Below are 16,026 nucleotides of genomic sequence, written 5' to 3' on the forward strand. Positions count from 1 at the left end.
GTCGGTGGCCGGCCCCGGATCGACCGGGCCGGACCGGGACAGATTCTCGTACAGCCGGTCCCGGGATCATCATTTACCGCGCAGGGGTCACCTTTTCGTGTCCGGACCGTGCCCTGAACGCCGTTCGAGTGTGGCCCACACCTCGTCCAGGCGGCGCTCCAGGTCGGCGAGCGTGCCCGCGTTGTCGACCACGACGTCGGCGGCCGCGAGCCGGTCCTCCCGCGACGCCTGGCTGGCGATCCGCCGCTGGGCTTCCTCGGCAGCCATTCCGCGCTGCGCGGTCAGCCGCTCGACCTGGACCTCGACCGGTACGTCGACCACCAGCACCACGTCGAAGCCGCCCGCCTGCCCGGTCTCGACCAGCAGCGGGATGTCGTGCACCACGATCGCGTCCGCGGCCGCTCCGGCCTCGATCTGCGCGGCCCGCGCCCGGACCCGGGGATGGATGATCGCCTCCAGCCGGCGCCGGGCGGCCTCGTCGCCGAACACGATCTTCCCGAGCGCCGGCCGGTCCAGCTCACCGTCGGCCGTCAGCACGCCGGGGCCGAAGGCCGCGACCACCTCGCCCAGTCCGTCGGTCCCGCGCGCGACCACTTCCCGCGCGAGCACGTCGGAGTCGATCACCACGGCGCCGCGCGCGGCCAGCCGCGACGACACCGCGCTCTTCCCGGCACCGATTCCGCCCGTCAGTCCCACTCTCAGCACCGTCGCAGCCTACCGACCCACCTCCGGAGAGCTGGTGAGCCCACGGCGGCGGACATCTGGAACGCCCGCCCCCGACCCAGCTGCAGCCCGGCTGAACAGCGACTGAACAGACGAGACCCCCGCACCCAGTCGGGTGCGGGGGTCTCGGGTGCTACGGCTACCGGGTCAGGATCAGCCCTGGCCGGTCAGCTTCTCGCGGAGCGCCTGCAGCGCCTCGTCGGAAGCGAGCGCGCCCTCGGCGGGAGCGTCGTCCTTCGGGGCAGCGGCCGAGGAGTACGACGAAGCCTCGCCGGCCTCGACGTCCGCCGTCTTGGCGTCCTCGATCTGCTTCTTGTGGGCCTCCCAGCGCGTGTGGGCCTCGGCGTACTGCCGCTCCCACTCCTCGCGCTGCGCGTCGAAGCCCTCGAGCCACTCGCCGGTCTCCGGGTCGAAGCCCTCCGGGTAGATGTAGTTGCCCTGGTCGTCGTACGTCGCCGTCATGCCGTAGAGCGTCGGGTCGAAGTCGTCCGAGACCGGGTCGACACCCTCGTTGGCCTGCTTGAGCGACAGCGAGATCCGGCGCCGCTCGAGGTCGATGTCGATGATCTTGACCATGACGTCGTCGTTGACCTGGACGACCTGCTCCGGGATCTCGACGTGCCGCTCGGCCAGCTCGGAGATGTGCACCAGACCCTCGATGCCCTCCTCCACGCGGACGAACGCACCGAACGGAACCAGCTTGGTGACCTTGCCGGGCACGATCTGGCCCATCTGGTGGGTCCGGGCGAACTGCTGCCACGGGTCTTCCTGGGTCGCCTTCAGCGACAGCGAGACGCGCTCGCGGTCCATGTCGACGTCCAGCACCTCGACGGTGACCTCCTGGCCGACCTCGACGACCTCGGTCGGGTGGTCGATGTGCTTCCAGGACAGCTCCGAGACGTGCACCAGACCGTCGACGCCGCCGAGGTCCACGAACGCACCGAAGTTGACGATCGAGGAGACGACACCCTTGCGGATCTGGCCCTTCTGCAGCTGGGTGAGGAAGTTCATCCGCACCTCGGACTGCGTCTGCTCCAGCCACGCCCGGCGGGACAGGACCACGTTGTTGCGGTTCTTGTCCAGCTCGATGATCTTGGCCTCGATCTCCTGGCCGACGTACGGCTGGAGGTCGCGGACCCGGCGCATCTCGACGAGCGAGGCCGGCAGGAAGCCGCGGAGGCCGATGTCCAGGATGAGACCACCCTTGACGACCTCGATGACGGTGCCGGTGACGACGCCGTCCTCTTCCTTGATCTTCTCGATCGTGCCCCACGCCTTCTCGTACTGAGCGCGCTTCTTGGACAGGATCAGGCGGCCTTCCTTGTCCTCCTTCTGGAGAACCAGGGCCTCGACGTGGTCGCCGACGTTGACGACCTCGTTCGGGTCGACGTCGTGCTTGATCGACAGCTCGCGGGAGGGGATCACGCCTTCGGTCTTGTAACCGATGTCGAGCAGGACCTCGTCCCGGTCGACCTTGACGATGGTGCCCTCGACGATGTCGCCGTCGTTGAAGTACTTGATGGTCTGATCGATCGCCGCGAGGAAGTCTTCCTCCGACCCGATGTCATTGACCGCTACCTGCGGGGTGTTGCGCACTGCGGGGTCGAGGGGAGCCTCGATGCTGGCCGTCATGTGGTGGGTTGCTCCGTGGACTGGTGGTGTCGTGCGGTTGCGCATGGTCCTTTGGATCGCACCAAACCGCGGGATTGCCTGACGACGACAGATTCACCACCGACTGCTGCGAGCACGAGCCTGCTCCGTCCGAGGTCGCGCGGGCCCATAGCGCATCTGACAGAATACCGGTCTTCACGAAGACAGCACAACCTGGGGCGCCCGGTGCCTACCGGGCGCCCGCCGAGGTCTCCCGACGTGCCATTGCTCTCAATGTACGACGCCGAGGCCGGAACGGCCGCCGGCCAGCGTGCCGGTGTCCGCCATCCGGGAGACCAGGCGGTGCGCGGCGGCCGCGATCTCGTGCTCGGCGGCCCGCTGCGCGAGGTCCAGCAGCGCCCACAGATCGGCCGCCCGGCCCAGCTCGACCAGGCGCTCCCCGAGGCCCATCCCCCGCAGCGGCTCCAGCACCGCCGCGGCCAGGACCGGGTCCTCGGCGAAGCGGAGCAGATTGCCGAGGTCGGTGTACGGCGATCCGGCGTGGGCGAACTCCCAGTCGATCAGCCCCGTGATCCGCGCAGTGTCCGGGTCGACCAGCAGATTCTTCGGGTTGAAGTCGCTGTGCACCAGGCAGACCCGGTCGGCGCCGCCTGCCAGCAGCTCCTCGGCCTCGTCGATCACGGCCGCGAACCCGTCGCCCAGCTCCAGGTCCAGGCCCCCGACGTACTCCGTGAGGTCGCCGAGGCCGAACGGCTCCACGGCCAGTTCGCCGCCCCGGAACATCCCGGCCTGCAGGAACGGCATCCCGCTCAGCCGCGCCAGCACCTCCCCCAGCTGGGTTCCGGCCGTACGGCGCTGGTCGTCCCCCGCGGTGTCCAGGAACACCTGCAGATTGACGCCGGGCAGCCGCTCGGTCAGCAGGTACGGCGGGTCCTCGTACGACCCTTCGCGCTTGAGGTCGAGCACCCGCGGCACCGGCAGCAGCCCGCGCACCAGCTCGAGCAGTGCGGCGTCCACGGGGGCCCGCTCCGGGTCCTTCGCGTAGAACTTGATGACCGCGTCCTCGCCTCCGGCGCTCACCGCGAAGGTCTGCCCGCCGTACCCGCCTGTCAACGGAACGGCACTGGCCGCGAAGTCAGTCATACGCCTGACACTAGAGTGTCCGGCGTGAACAGGCCGGTACGGGAAGAGCTCACCGAGGCTCAGACGTCACGTGCCAGCCGGACGTACTGGGACTCGGCGGCCCCGGAGTACCTGGCCGAGCACGGTGACTTCCTCGGGGACGACCGGTTCGTCTGGTGCCCGGAGGGTGTCGACGAGGAAGCTGCCCAGCTGCTCGGACCGGTCCGCGGCAAGCGGGTCCTGGAGGTCGGCTGTGGCGCGGCGCAGTGCTCACGCTGGCTCGTCGGCCAGGGCGCCGACGTGGTTGCCTTCGACATCTCGACCGAGCAGCTCCGGATCGCGCAGCAGCTCGACGTACGCACCGGCACCGCGGTCCGCACGGTGGCGGCCGACGCCGTCGCGCTCCCCTACCGTGACACGACCTTCGACATCGCCTGCTCGGCGTTCGGCGCGCTGCCGTTCGTGGCCCATGCCGGTACGGCGTTCCGCGAGCTGGCGCGCGTCCTGAAGCCGGGAGGTCTGCTGGTGTTCTCGGTGACGCACCCGTTCCGCTGGACGATGCCTGACGATCCGTCGGCCGCCGGCTTGCGGATCACCCACTCCTATTTCGACCGGACGCCGTACGTCGAGGTCGACGCCGCCGGTACGCCGGTTTACGCCGAGCACCACCGCACCACCGGCGACTGGATCCGCGAGCTCACCGGCGCCGGCTTCGTCGTCGACGACCTGCTCGAACCGGAATGGCCTGCCGGTCACGAGCTCGTCTGGGGCGGCTGGGGACCCGAACGCGGCCCTCTCGTCCCCGGCACCGCCATCTGGACCGCTCACAAGGGACAGCGCGCATGACCCGGTTCCCGGCAGTGGACGGGCTGCGGGTCATCGCCGCGCTCGCGGTGGTCGTGTCGCAGGTCGGGCTGCACACGCAGGCGCCGTTCGCCGGTGTCGTCTCCCGGCTGGATGTCGGCTGGGCGATCTTCTGTGCGCTGTCCGGGTTCCTGCTCTATCGGCCGCACGTGCTCGCCTGGTTCTCCGGCACCCTGCCGCCGCTGACCCTGCCGTACCTGCGCGGCCGGGCACTGCGCATCCTCCCGGTGCTGCTGGTCGCCGTGGTGCTGTCGATCGTTCTCGTCCCGGACCCGGCGTCCACTTACCTTCGCTGGGCCGTGCTGACGCCGCTCCCCTTCTACCTCCTGCTGCCCGGGCTAGGACGGCTGCTGACCGGGTACGAACGTCCCACCCGCCGCAGTGTCCGCTGGCGGCTCCTCGTCCTGGTCGGTCTGACCGCGCTGGGACCGGTCTGGATGGCTGCCGTCATGGCAACTGGTCACCCCGAAGCGGGCCTCTGGCTGCCCGGGTACCTCGGCTGGTTCGCGGTCGGCATGGGGATGGCGCTGTGGCAGGTCGCCCGCGCTACAGGTCGGCTCGGCGCGTCGACACTCGACACGCTGACCAGGGTCCCGGCAACGCTCTGGGGCATCGCCGCTGCGCTCCTGTTGATCACAGCAACCCCGCTCGCGGGACCGTACGACCACTCTGTGCCGACACCGGCGCAGGCGCTCCTCAAGAACCTGATCTACACCGTGGTCGTCGCCTGTGTGCTCTTTCCGGTCCTAACACCCACAGCAAGGACGGTCCGCGTGCTGGGCGGCCGGCCGGCGCGGCTCGCCGCACCGCTCTCATACGGCGTGGTGGCCTACCAGTTCGTCGTACTAGGGCTGATCGACGGCCCGTTCGCCGTACAACTGCTAGTGACGCTGCTGGCCTCCGTTGTGCTGGCGGCTCTGAGCTACCGCCTGGTCGAGCGCCCGGTCGTGCGCTTCGGGAAGAAGACCGCGACGGCCAAGACCCCGAGCAGGGCGACCAGTCCGAGCAGCAGCCCGGCGCGGTAGGTCCGGTCCGGCATGAAGCGAGCCGTGACGACCTGCTCCGGCCCAGCCGGCAGTACCCAGCCCTGCTGCCAGCCGCCGATCCGGATCGGCGTGAGCTTCTGGCCGCTGCCGTCGTACGCCTCCCAGCCCTCGTTGTAGTTCTGCGCGACCGCCAGCACGGACGGCCCCTCCGCATCCGGCACCTCGACCGTCAGCTCGGCCGGGTTCGGGCGCCACACGTCCACGCCTTGCACCGGCATCACGGACACGTCCCCGAATCCTGCCTTCGCCAGGGTGGTCTCGATCGGCACCACACCGCCGTTCGGCCGCACCTCCACCTGGTGGAGGCCGGACCGCAGCGGGATGGCCGACATCTGACCGCACAAGCTGAACGCGACCGGCCGTCGCCGCAGCAGGTCCTGCAAGGTCGGGGCGATCTGCGTCCGCGCCGGTACGCCGTCGATGCGCACCGCCGGCCCGTTCCCGCAGTACGCCGGGACCCGGCGCTGTGGATCGACCGCCTTCCGCAGCTCGTCCGCTCCCAGCACCTCGACCTCGGTCACACGGACCGGACTGGTCCGGGCGTCCTGCAGCGGCTTCGTCGCGGTGAAGTCGATCTTGAGGGTCCGCGCGTGCCTCGCCGCGAACCGGACGTACCCGGCGGCGTCGACCGTGGCCGGCAGCGGTGCGCCGCCGTCGAAGTGCAGGACGACGTCGGCGGGCCGCGAACCGTCCAGATACGCGTCGGCCCGGAACCGCAGACCCCGCACCTCCCATGCCATGGGCAACTTCAGGGTCAGGCTCGGCGCCGGGTCGTCCGGCGCCGCCAGCCAACCGGTTCCGAGGTCGCGGTCGACCGCGGCATCCGGCCGCCCCTCCGGCGCCGCCACCGCCCGGGACGACGCCGTCGCGGTGATCGCGCCCGGCGCCGAGAACAGACGCTCGAGCGCCTCACCCTCCTGCGACAGGGCTGTCCCCCGCAGTTGGTACGTCGCCGCTTGCGGGAGCTGGACACTCCGGGACAGGCCGTTCGGCTCGGCCGAGTCCTTGGCCTGATCCTGGCTGCACACGGCCCGCGAGCCGACGTGGAGGCAGGCCGACCGCCCGACCTGCGCGTTCCGGAGGACGATCGCACTCGGCTGCCGCTCTGTCTGCTGACCGCTGGTCGAGATGAGCGGCAGGCCGTCCAGCTTGCCCGTCGCGTCTGCGCTGAGCACCGCCGCGCCCTCGCCGCCGAGCGCGGTAACGACGGCCGGTACGTCGTCGGCGCTACCTCCGACCGCTACGAGCCGGGACCGCGGGATCAGCCGCCCCGGCGTGGTCGCTCCGACGTCGTAGATCTCCACACCCGGGTACGGCAGGCGGGTCGGTCCGGCGGGGCCGAAGTACGCGACCCGTCCGATGCCGGCGTCGGCCAGGCTCTCGTGGATCGCCAGCGCGGGCGTACGGTCCTGCCGGTCGTTGCGCACCACGACATAGCGGACGCCGTCGCGGCTCAGTTCCTGCTGCAGCGCCTGGTCGGCGACACCGGAGTCGATACGGTTCCGAGTGTCGTCCGTGAGCGCAGCCAAAGGACGCTTCACCAGAGCGGCGAGCGGCTCGTTGGAGTCGGACAGGACAAGGACACTGCCCGGCGCGGTCTGCTCGTCGAGCCAGCTGGCCGCGTCCTCCCAATGCGCCGGGATCGCAGGGAACGCCCCGTCCGGTCGTGAGAGCACCACGGGCAGCGCAGCAGCCACCGCGAGACAGGTGGCCAGCACAGGTACGACGCGGCGGTGGACGCCCCGCGACACGCTCACGTTGGTCAGACGACGCAGATAGTGCGCAACAGTGAGGGCAAGCGGTACGCCGACCACTATGCCGGCCACCGGCGCCCAGCGCGGTCCTGGCGGCGTAGCGCCGTACCGGAGCAGCATCAGCAGCGGGACCAGCCACCAGATCGACACAGCGACGACGAAGCCCAGCCAGACAGCGGCCAGCCTCACCCTGACGCGGACCAGCAGCCAGATCGCAGGTGCGACGAGCGTCGCGGCGCTCGCGACCGGATTGGCCGCACCGATCAGTGCGAACGCGACAGCCGACCAGCTGGCGCGCCACCAACCGGAGCGGGCTCGTGGTGAGACGAGCGGCAGGAGTATCCACGGAGCCATGGCCATCGGCCACGCCTCGGTGGGGAGCTCACCGAACGCCCGCAGCACCAGGGCGTACAGCAGGGCGACAGCGAGACGCGTCCACGGCACGCCGTACTGCAGGACGTTGCACAGCTTCCAGATGCCGAGGAAGGCAACGCACAGGACCAGCGACCACCACAGGCGCTGGGTGACCCAGTCCGGCACCGACAGCGCCTTCAGCAGCCAGTGAAACGGGCCGATCGGAAACAGGTAGCCGTAAGCGTCGGTCTGCAGCTGACCGAACGGACTGTGCGGATCCCACAGGTGCAGCGCCCGCGACAGGAACCCGCCAGGCCCGGCGGTCAGCTCCAGCCTGCGATCCGGAACGATCTGGCCGGGAGCATGCTGGAAGCACAGAGCGATCAGACCCAGGCATCCCAGGACGAGCCGTGCCCGCCAGACGACCTGCTCCGAACTACCCGCCCTCAGCCTCCTCACCGGCGGGACATTAACGGATCCTGCGGCCTCGAACCGACATCGTTACCTCTCGGTGATGCTTCGGTCTGAGGCGCGGATCACCCGGTTCCGACGGCGAAGACGTGGATGCGCCCGAACCCGCCGCTCGGAGGCGGAAGCTCGATCCCTGTCGGGGTCTTTCCCGGCAGCAACGCCCAGGTCGTCGCGTAGACATAAGTCACAACCTGCTCGCGGCCGACCGGGGTCCAGTTGCGGTACGGCATCTGGGCCACCACCGTGTTCCCGTGACCGATGGCCTGTGCGCCGCCGCCGCGGGTCCAGTCGGTGAATCCGAGCGTGACCGGCTGGCTGGTCCCGTCGCTGTAGGTGATGGTCGCCGCGCCGGACGCACCGGTCGGCCAGCCCTCGGCGGCGCCCAGGACGCCGAGCTTCGTCGCGCCCGGCGCCGCGGTCACCTTGATCGGCTGTCCCTGAGCGACGAAGTTGTCTCGTTCGCCTGCCGCCGTCGACGGCCACCGGTACGTGACGCCGCCGTGCAGGACCTGCGCTCCCGCAGTCAGTCCCGCCGCGGCCAGCGCCTGCCGCGAGTAGCTTGCGGCACCGTTGTCGAAGTCCGCCGTACCGATCTGGTTGTCGTCGCTCACGCCGGCGTTCGCGCGGTGCCCGGAGAAGCCGATGTCGAAGATGTGCAGCCGCCCCGAACCGGTGGTGACCGGCAGTGTGACGCCGACGACCGTCTTCGCCGGATCCACCGCGAACGATGCCGAGAACAGATAGGTCTGGACCTGCTCCGGCCCGCCCGCCCAGTAGTTGTTGCGGTAGGGCATCTGGGCAGCCACGACGTTGTCGGCCCGCTTGCCCACGGCTCCGCCCGCGAGTGTCCAGTCGCTGAATCCCAGCTGGACCTGCTGCTGCGTACCGTCGGCGAAGTTGACGGTCGCCGTTCCTATGACGCTGTCGAAGCCGCCCTCGCTGCTGCCGAGGAACCCGATCCGGTCTGCTCCCGGCGGGCTCGCGACCGTGACCTGCTGGCCCGCGGCGGCCACGTTGTCCGGACGACCGGCCCGGACGTTCGGCCATGTGTAGTCGACGCCGTCGGCAACCAGTTTGCTGCCCGGTACGACGCCCGCGGCCTGCAGAGCCTCGACGGAGTACCCGGAGCCGATCCCGTCGTAGTTCGCCTCGCCGGGGAGTGCGTCGTGGCTCGTGCCGTTGCTGTTGGCGGCTGCCACGGCATCGGCTGAATACGACGGCGGCGCCGCGTCCACCGCCGACCCCCACGCGGTGTTCGCGGCCGCCCCGAGCACCACGCTGACCGTGCCGCCCGACGTCAGCAGGCTCGGAGGAAGGAAGGACTTGTTCCAGTCCCCGCCGTTCACGGTCATGCTCTGGACGTACGGCGATCCGGCTGCCGCGGCAGGTGCGCTCACGGTGAGCGTCTTGCCGCCCTGAAGACGAATGACGGCCTCCGGGAAGACAGGGCTGCCGAGCACCAGGTCAGCGGTCCCCGGCACCGCGGGGTAGAAGCCCAGCGCGGACCAGACGTACCAGGACGACAACGAGCCCAGGTCGTCGTTGCCCGCCAGCCCGTCCGGCCGGTTGCCGAACAGCTCGGTCTGGATCCGGCGCACGACCTGCTGTGTCTTGTACGGCTGGCCGATGTAGTTGTAGAGCCACGGCGTTCCGAAGCTGGGCTCGTTCCCCATCCAGGCGTGCGGGCCGGCGATCTCGTTCACCTGCTGAAGGTGTGTGTCGAGGTAGTCGCCCATCGCGGCCGGTCCGCCCTTCGCGGCGACCAGCCCGGCCGCGTTGAACGGAACCATCGGCGTGTACTTCCAGGAGTTGCCTTCGGCCCAGTCGCCGTACGAGAAGTCGGTGGGGTCGAAATTCTCCTTCCATGCGCCGCTCGAGCGTCGCGGCTGGACGAAGCCGCTCTGCGGGTTCAGCAGGTACTGCCAGCCTTGTGCCCGCTCGAGGAACCTCGCCTGGTTCGCGGTGTCACCGCGGGCGCCGGCGAACGCCGCCAGCGCGAAGTCGGCGATGTTGTACTCCAGCGAGGTCGACACCGTCCCGGTGTGCTCGCAGCAGTCGTAGCCGCCGTCCGTCGGCAAATAGCCGTGCGTATCGAGGTAACCGTTGCCCGGTCGGATGTCAGAACGCCCGGTGGCCTGGTCGGCCATCGCCGTCAGGGCCTTGGCCGCGTCGAAGTTGCGCGCGCCGAACGCGTACGCCGACGCGATAATCGGCAGCGCCGGATCGCCGACCATCATGTAGGTCTCGCCGTTGGCGACCGGCCACTTCGGAAGCCTGCCCGACTGGTCGTAGGCGAGCAGCAAGGACCGGACCATGTCCGAGGTCTGGGCCGGTGCGACCAACGCACTCAACTGGATCTGCGACAGGTAGGTGTCCCAGCCCGAGAAGTTGGCGTACACCGCCGACTGCCCGGCCGGAACCGTCCGGACGACCTTGTCGAAGCCGATGTACTGGCCGTTGGAGTCGCTGAACACGTTCGGATGCAGCAAGGAGTGGTACAGCGCGGTGTAGAAGGTCTTCTGGGCGTCGAGCGTGCCCCCGCCGATCTGTACGCCGGTGAGCAACCCGTTCCACGCCGACTTGGCGGCTTGCTCGACCACCGCGAGATCCCAACTGGCCAGGGTGTCCCGGTTGGCCTGGGCGTTCGCGACACTGACGAACGAGATGCCGACCTTCGCCTTCACCACCGAGCCGGCCGGGAAGGTGAGCGCGATCCCGCCGTCGCCGGTGACCCACGGCCACTGCCCGGTCCACTTGGACGACGCCGTGAACGCCTTGTCGAACTTCACCGCGTAGTAGAGCCGGTAATGGTTGCCCCGGGCGCAGAACGCCCCGGCACCCGTCCAGCCCGTCACCTCGGTGGTGCTGACCGCGGAGATACCCGCTTCGGATGCCGCGGCACCTCCGGCGGCCTTGATCAGCAGGGTGGATGCCGTCCCCGCCGGGAACGCGAACTTGCCGAGGCCCGCCCGCAGGCCGGTCGTCAGTTCGACGCGGACGTTGTTGGCCAGCGTCAGGCCGTAGAAGCCGGTTCGCGCGGTTTCCGTTGCATGTGTGAAACCGACCGTCGCGTTGTTCTTGTCCGCGGGCACCGTACCGGTGACGGGCAGGAACGGCAGATCGCCGTACGCACCGCAGCCCGCGCCGCTCATACGTGTCATCCCGAAGCCGGCCAGGGCAGTCGCCCCGTAGTCGTAGTCACCTCCCGGCCAGCGCGGCGAGGTGTCCGGGCCCCACTGCACCATGCCGAACGGCATCGTCGGCCCCGGGAACGTGTTTCCGGCGTTGCCCTCCTGCCCCGCCAGCTGCTTGGTCCCGATCAGCGGATTGACCAGCGCGGCCGGATCGGTCACCAGCGTCGCAGCCTGGGCAGGAGCGGCGTACACGTCGACGCCCGGGACCAGTCCGGCCAGGACGGCCGCCAACACGGTGAGCAGCGTCAGCCCGGCGATGGACCGACGGCGCGGCGCCATCATCGGCGCCGGACGCAGGTGTCGGGAAGCTCCGGGTCCGTGACGTAGCCGCCCCACCAGAGGTTCGCGTCCACCTCGAACTTGTTCGGCCCGCCGTACTTGTTCGCGATCAACTGCGCGGCCCCGTACATGGCCGCGAACGTCTTCCACCCCCATCTTGCCCACTGCTCGGAATGCACGGCCTCGTGTTGTGGAAGATGCGGTCCGTACTGGATACCGGCCGCTGAACCTCTCAGCTGCGCAAGCCCCGCGGCGTCCTGGGCATCACACTTCAACTGGTAGTCCCACGTACCCTCGCCCCACGGATAGCCGAGGAAGTCGCCCAACGTCATCGGCCGCTGCTGGTGGTTGGTCAGATCGGTGTTGAAGCAGACGATCTGCCGTGAGGACGTCTTGCACTGCCGGCCGCTGACGAGGTCCAGGGCGATCGCGTTCACCTCGTAGTTGCCTGGACGTTGGAACCAATAATTCGGGAACCAGCGCGTCTTCGAGACCGCCTTCTTCGGCGCCGACCACGGGCCCCAGCCGCGCGAGTTCCGGCTCCGCACCAGGATCTCGTACTCCTCGACCGGCGTGCTGTACTTCGCCCGTTTCTCCATCAAGGACCACCCACTGGTGATCTCTCCGGTCAGGCGATTCTTGTAGCGGATCTCCCACAGGTTCGGCTCGACCGTCGCATCATTCCAGTAGAACTCGAAGTAGCCGTTGTACTCCGTCACCCAGGAGATCGCCGGCGCCACCGGAACGGGCGGGATCGGAGTCACCGCCGCGACCGGCGACGGAGCCGAGACCCCGGACTCGTTCGCCGCCCTGATCCGGAACTCGTAGCGCTTGTTGTTGATCAGCGGCCCGTAGTTGATCCACGTCTGGCCGACGATCGGCCACCCGGCACGGGTCCACTGCTGTCCGGACAGCCGGTACTCGAGCCAGTAGTACACGCCGGACACGCTGCTCGCCGACCAGTCGAGCTTGACCGTCCGGTCGCCTGCCGTTGCGACCAACGACGCCGGAGCGGTCGGGAACGGCGGCATCGGGCGGGCACTGGCCACCGGCGACATCGCCGAGTTTCCGGTCATGTTGTTGGCGTAGACGCGGAACTCGTACCTGACCGTGTTACGCAGCCAGTACACCTGCAGCGAGGTACCACTGACCGGGTACGGCATCCGGCTCCAGTTTCCGCCCGCGGGGCGCATCTCGACGAAGTAGAAGACGTCCGACGGGGTGCTCGCGGACCAGTCGAGGAACGCCGTGCCGTTGCCCGCGGTCGCCGTCAGGGTCGCCGGTGCTGTCGGCAGCGGCGGCATCGGCCGGGCCTGCACGGTGTTCGTCCCACCGCTCTCACCGATCCCGTTCTGTGCGGTGACGCGGAACGCGTAGGTGTGACCGTTGACCAGATAGCCGGCCGTCATCGAGGTTGTGGTGATCGGCAACGGCAAGCGGTCCCACGGATCCCCGGACGTCATGTCGCGCTGGTAGACGATGTACTGCACACCTGCCGTCGCGCTCGCGCTCCAGGTCAACTTCACCTTGCCGTCCTGCGCCACTGCCGACAGGTTCGTCGGCGCCGCCGGCAGACCGCCGTACGACGTTGCGGAGGCCACGTTCGAGAACGGGCTGGTACCGCCCTGGTTCTGGGCCGCGATCTTGAACTCGTACTTGTGCCCGGCCTTCATCAGCCCGAGCTCCGCGGTCTTGTCCAGGCTCGGCAGACCGAGCTTGGTGAAGGTCGCCTCCCCGGCCGTGACGTCGCGCTGGTAGACCCAGAACGTGACTCCGGCCGCGCCGTTCCAGTCGAGCCGGATGGTGGCGTTGCCCATCGCCCGTGCGACCAGACCGGTCGGCGCCGGCGGCGGGGCGTACGTCGACTTCGCCGAAACGGCGGCACTGATCGGGCCGTCCTGGCCGTACGCGTTCGGCTGCACCTTGAACTCGTAGACGTGCCCGTTCGTCAGCTGGGTCGCGCTGAAGCTGGAACCCTGCGTCGGGTACTGCAGCTTGACGAACGATCCGCCGGCGGTCACGTCCCGCTGGTAGACCCAGAAGTAGGTGTCGGCACGGTCGGTCCAGCTGACCTTGATACTGCCGTCGGTCTGGGCGGCCGCGGTCAGGCCGGTCACCGCAGCGGGCGGTGGATACTTCGGGGTCGCCGATACCGCCGCCGACGACGGGCCTTCACCGCCGGGCCCGAGGGACGACACCTTGAACTCGTAGACGTGGCCGTTGGTCAAGTACCCCGCGGTCATCGACGAACCGGACGAGATCGGCAACGGGAGCTTCGTGAACTCTGTCTCCCCGTCGGTGACGTCGCGCTGGTAGACCCAGTACCAGATGTCCGCGCCGAGCGACGTCCACTTGAGCGCCACCTCAGCGTTGCCGGCGGTCGCGACCAGCCCGGTGGGTGGCGGCAGCTCCGGATAGTCGGAGGTGGCGGTCGCCACCGCGGTACGCGGCGACTCGCCGCCGTTGTCGTAGGCAGTGACGGCGAACTCGTAGACATGTCCGTCCGCGAGGAACCCGGCCTCCATCGAGGTGCCCTGCGAGATCGGCAGTGGCAGCTGGACGAACTCCGACTCCTCGGCGGTGACATCGCGCTGGTAGACCCAGTACCAGACACCGGGTGTCGTCGACGCGGTCCAGTTGAGCGTGATCGTCCCGTCGGTCTTCGCGGTCGCGGTCAGGGCCGCCGGTGCCTGTGGCGGTACGCCGACCGGGGTCGCCGTGACCACAGTCGACCGCGCAGACTCGCCACCGCCGCCTCTCGCCGTCACGTAGAACTCGTGCGGGTGGTCGACGTTCAGGTCGGTCACGGAGAACTCGTGGACGTCGGCGCCGACCATCGTCGCGGACTTGAAGCTGCCGTCGCCCTCGGTCGTGTCGCGGTAGTAGACCTCGTAGTTCCACGCGTTCTGTACGCCCTGCCAGGACACCCGGATCCCTCCGGTCGCCCCGCTCGGCACGGCCGTCACACCGGCCGGCGCCGCGGGCGGAACGATATGGGCCACCAGGCTCGCGGTTTCCGACGCCGTACCCTCACCGGCGTCGTTCGCAGCCGTGACCTTGAACTCATACGTCTTCCCGTCCCGAACCAGCGACGCCGACGCCGAGGGTGAGGTCACAGCGACCGAGTCCCGGGCGAAGTGGGTCTGCCCGTCGGTGACATTGCGCTGATAGAGCCAGTACTTCGTCGCGCCTCCGACCGGCTGCCACGACAGGGACACCCGGCCGTCGTCGGCCTGCGAGGTGGTCAGCCCGGTCACCTGCCCCGGCACCGCCGCCGGGTCCGGAGCCGGCACCGGCCAAGTGGTCTCCACGAACCGCGGCCGGTAGATGTGGGCATCCGCCGTGTTCGCGCCGCCGTCGAGACTGTTGACGTTGTAGGACCAGAGCAACTTTCCGCCGGCCGCGGACTGCGGATGGACGTGTGCGTCGTACACGATCCTGCCGGTGCCGTCGGCACCCTCCGGCGCCTGGTACAGGACCACCGGATCGGCGAACGGCCCGGTCGGCGACGGCGCGCTGTAGGCCACCATGTCCGGATGGAAGATGCCGTTGCCCTGTTGCGTGACCAGCACCCAGCCGGAGTCGGCGCGCTGCACGCCGAAGGTCGTCCCGACACCGCTCAGGATCCGCGCGGAGGAAGCTTCGTCGGAGACCCACGCCGATCCGTTCCAGTACTCCAGCGGCGCGGACAGGTCCGCGTTGGTACGGGCCAGGTGGGCGAACCGCAGGCCCGTCTCGTCGACGTACTCCGAACCGTAGACGTAGGTCACCGGACCGTCCTCGACGACTTCGACGCCCCACGCGATCTTGTCGCCGACCGGTAGCTCGACCACCGACTCGCGCACGAAACCGGTTTGGTCGAACGTCGCCACACTGGTGCCCTCGAGCTTGACGTCCAGGGCACCCTGACCGGAGCGGCCGTACCGGCTGTAGAAGACTCGCAGCTTGCCACCGGCGGAGAGGCCGTCGCCGACCCAGAAGAACTTCCCGTCCGCGGTCTGCGGCATCACAGCGACCGGATTGGCCGCCGTACCGCCGAAGACCGTGTCCTGGAGACCTTCACCGGTCTGGACGACGATCGAGTTGTTGATCAGCGGCGTGTTCGCCGGACGGCTGCCGTCGGCGTTCACCGTGCCGATGTAGGTGTCGGAGAACAGCCACGCCACCCGCCCGTCGGACAAGGGAACGGACGCGGTTCCGTCGCCGCCGCTCCACTCCCCCGAAGTGTCGCCGTACTGCTTGAAGGCGTCGTTCAGCTGCGCGGCCGTCAGAACCCCGACCGGAGTCGCGGCGCTCGCACCGGACGGCGGCACGACAGCCAGTCCGAGAACCAGGGCGCACAGTACTGCGAGTGTGATCGGTGCCCGGTGCCGCACAGGCCGACGATCCTTACGACGAGAGACCAGCAGACGCACCGACATGCCCCCACCCCTCTAACGCACAGTCAGGCCCCCGCCCCATTGAGTTTCAAAGAATCGTGACCGATCGCAGATCTCGCCCACAAGCGTCACTAGCTGCAATCGCGAGCGCTTGACAAAGGCCCGTGCAGGTGCGGGGGCGGGTCTGTTGTGACGGCGGGCCGGACACGCCGTACGGTGAGGTCGAGCA

At 69.3% G+C, this 16,026-nt stretch carries 8 protein-coding genes; 2 read left to right on the top strand and 6 right to left on the bottom strand.

Annotated features, from left to right (window positions below; genetic code table 11):
- Window positions 1–87: 87 nt before the first annotated feature.
- The 3 genes from coaE to AB0I12_RS15925 form a co-directional block, all read right to left on the bottom strand.
- Window positions 88–705: a dephospho-CoA kinase gene (coaE, locus tag AB0I12_RS15915; RefSeq protein ID WP_359929693.1), complete on the bottom strand. Its 618-nt coding sequence runs from the start codon at window positions 703–705 to the stop codon at window positions 88–90.
- A 171-nt stretch (window positions 706–876) separates the two neighbouring features.
- Complete coding sequence (gene rpsA / locus AB0I12_RS15920) at window positions 877–2,355, bottom strand: 30S ribosomal protein S1 (protein WP_355479721.1); 1,479 nt, start codon at window positions 2,353–2,355, stop codon at window positions 877–879.
- Window positions 2,356–2,604: 249 nt separating this feature from the next.
- A complete protein-coding gene (locus tag AB0I12_RS15925; RefSeq protein WP_359929695.1) occupies window positions 2,605–3,477 on the bottom strand; it encodes a phosphotransferase in 873 nt (290 codons plus the stop codon).
- A 24-nt stretch (window positions 3,478–3,501) separates the two neighbouring features.
- Between AB0I12_RS15925 and AB0I12_RS15930 the strand changes: the two genes are divergently transcribed.
- Window positions 3,502–4,302, top strand: coding sequence for a class I SAM-dependent methyltransferase (locus AB0I12_RS15930; protein ID WP_359929697.1), 801 nt, complete (start codon window positions 3,502–3,504; stop codon window positions 4,300–4,302).
- Window positions 4,299–5,345 (top strand): acyltransferase, encoded by a 1,047-nt coding sequence (locus AB0I12_RS15935; RefSeq protein ID WP_359929699.1) that lies wholly within the window; start codon window positions 4,299–4,301, stop codon window positions 5,343–5,345. The genes AB0I12_RS15930 and AB0I12_RS15935 overlap by 4 nt, the downstream gene beginning before the upstream one ends.
- Here the strand turns inward: AB0I12_RS15935 and AB0I12_RS15940 are convergent.
- From AB0I12_RS15940 to AB0I12_RS15950, 3 genes are all read right to left on the bottom strand, one after another.
- Complete coding sequence (locus AB0I12_RS15940; RefSeq protein ID WP_359929701.1) at window positions 5,243–7,933, bottom strand: alpha-(1->3)-arabinofuranosyltransferase family protein; 2,691 nt, start codon at window positions 7,931–7,933, stop codon at window positions 5,243–5,245. The genes AB0I12_RS15935 and AB0I12_RS15940 overlap by 103 nt on opposite strands.
- 77 nt (window positions 7,934–8,010) lie before the next feature.
- Entirely contained in the window at window positions 8,011–11,373 is a 3,363-nt protein-coding gene (locus AB0I12_RS15945) for a GH92 family glycosyl hydrolase (protein WP_359929703.1), read from the bottom strand.
- 44 nt (window positions 11,374–11,417) lie between these two features.
- A complete protein-coding gene (locus AB0I12_RS15950) occupies window positions 11,418–15,794 on the bottom strand; it encodes a fibronectin type III domain-containing protein (protein ID WP_359929705.1) in 4,377 nt (1,458 codons plus the stop codon).
- Window positions 15,795–16,026: the final 232 nt, after the last annotated feature.

The sequence above is a fragment of the Kribbella sp. NPDC050459 genome (assembly GCF_040655315.1).
Lineage (GTDB): Bacteria > Actinomycetota > Actinomycetes > Propionibacteriales > Kribbellaceae > Kribbella.

Coding starts and splice junctions, on each gene's coding strand:
- rpsA (WP_355479721.1), bottom strand. CDS start 2,355: ATGACGGCCAGCATCGAGGCTCCCCTCGACCCCGCAGTGCGCAACACC.
- AB0I12_RS15925 (WP_359929695.1), bottom strand. CDS start 3,477: ATGACTGACTTCGCGGCCAGTGCCGTTCCGTTGACAGGCGGGTACGGC.
- AB0I12_RS15935 (WP_359929699.1), top strand. CDS start 4,299: ATGACCCGGTTCCCGGCAGTGGACGGGCTGCGGGTCATCGCCGCGCTC.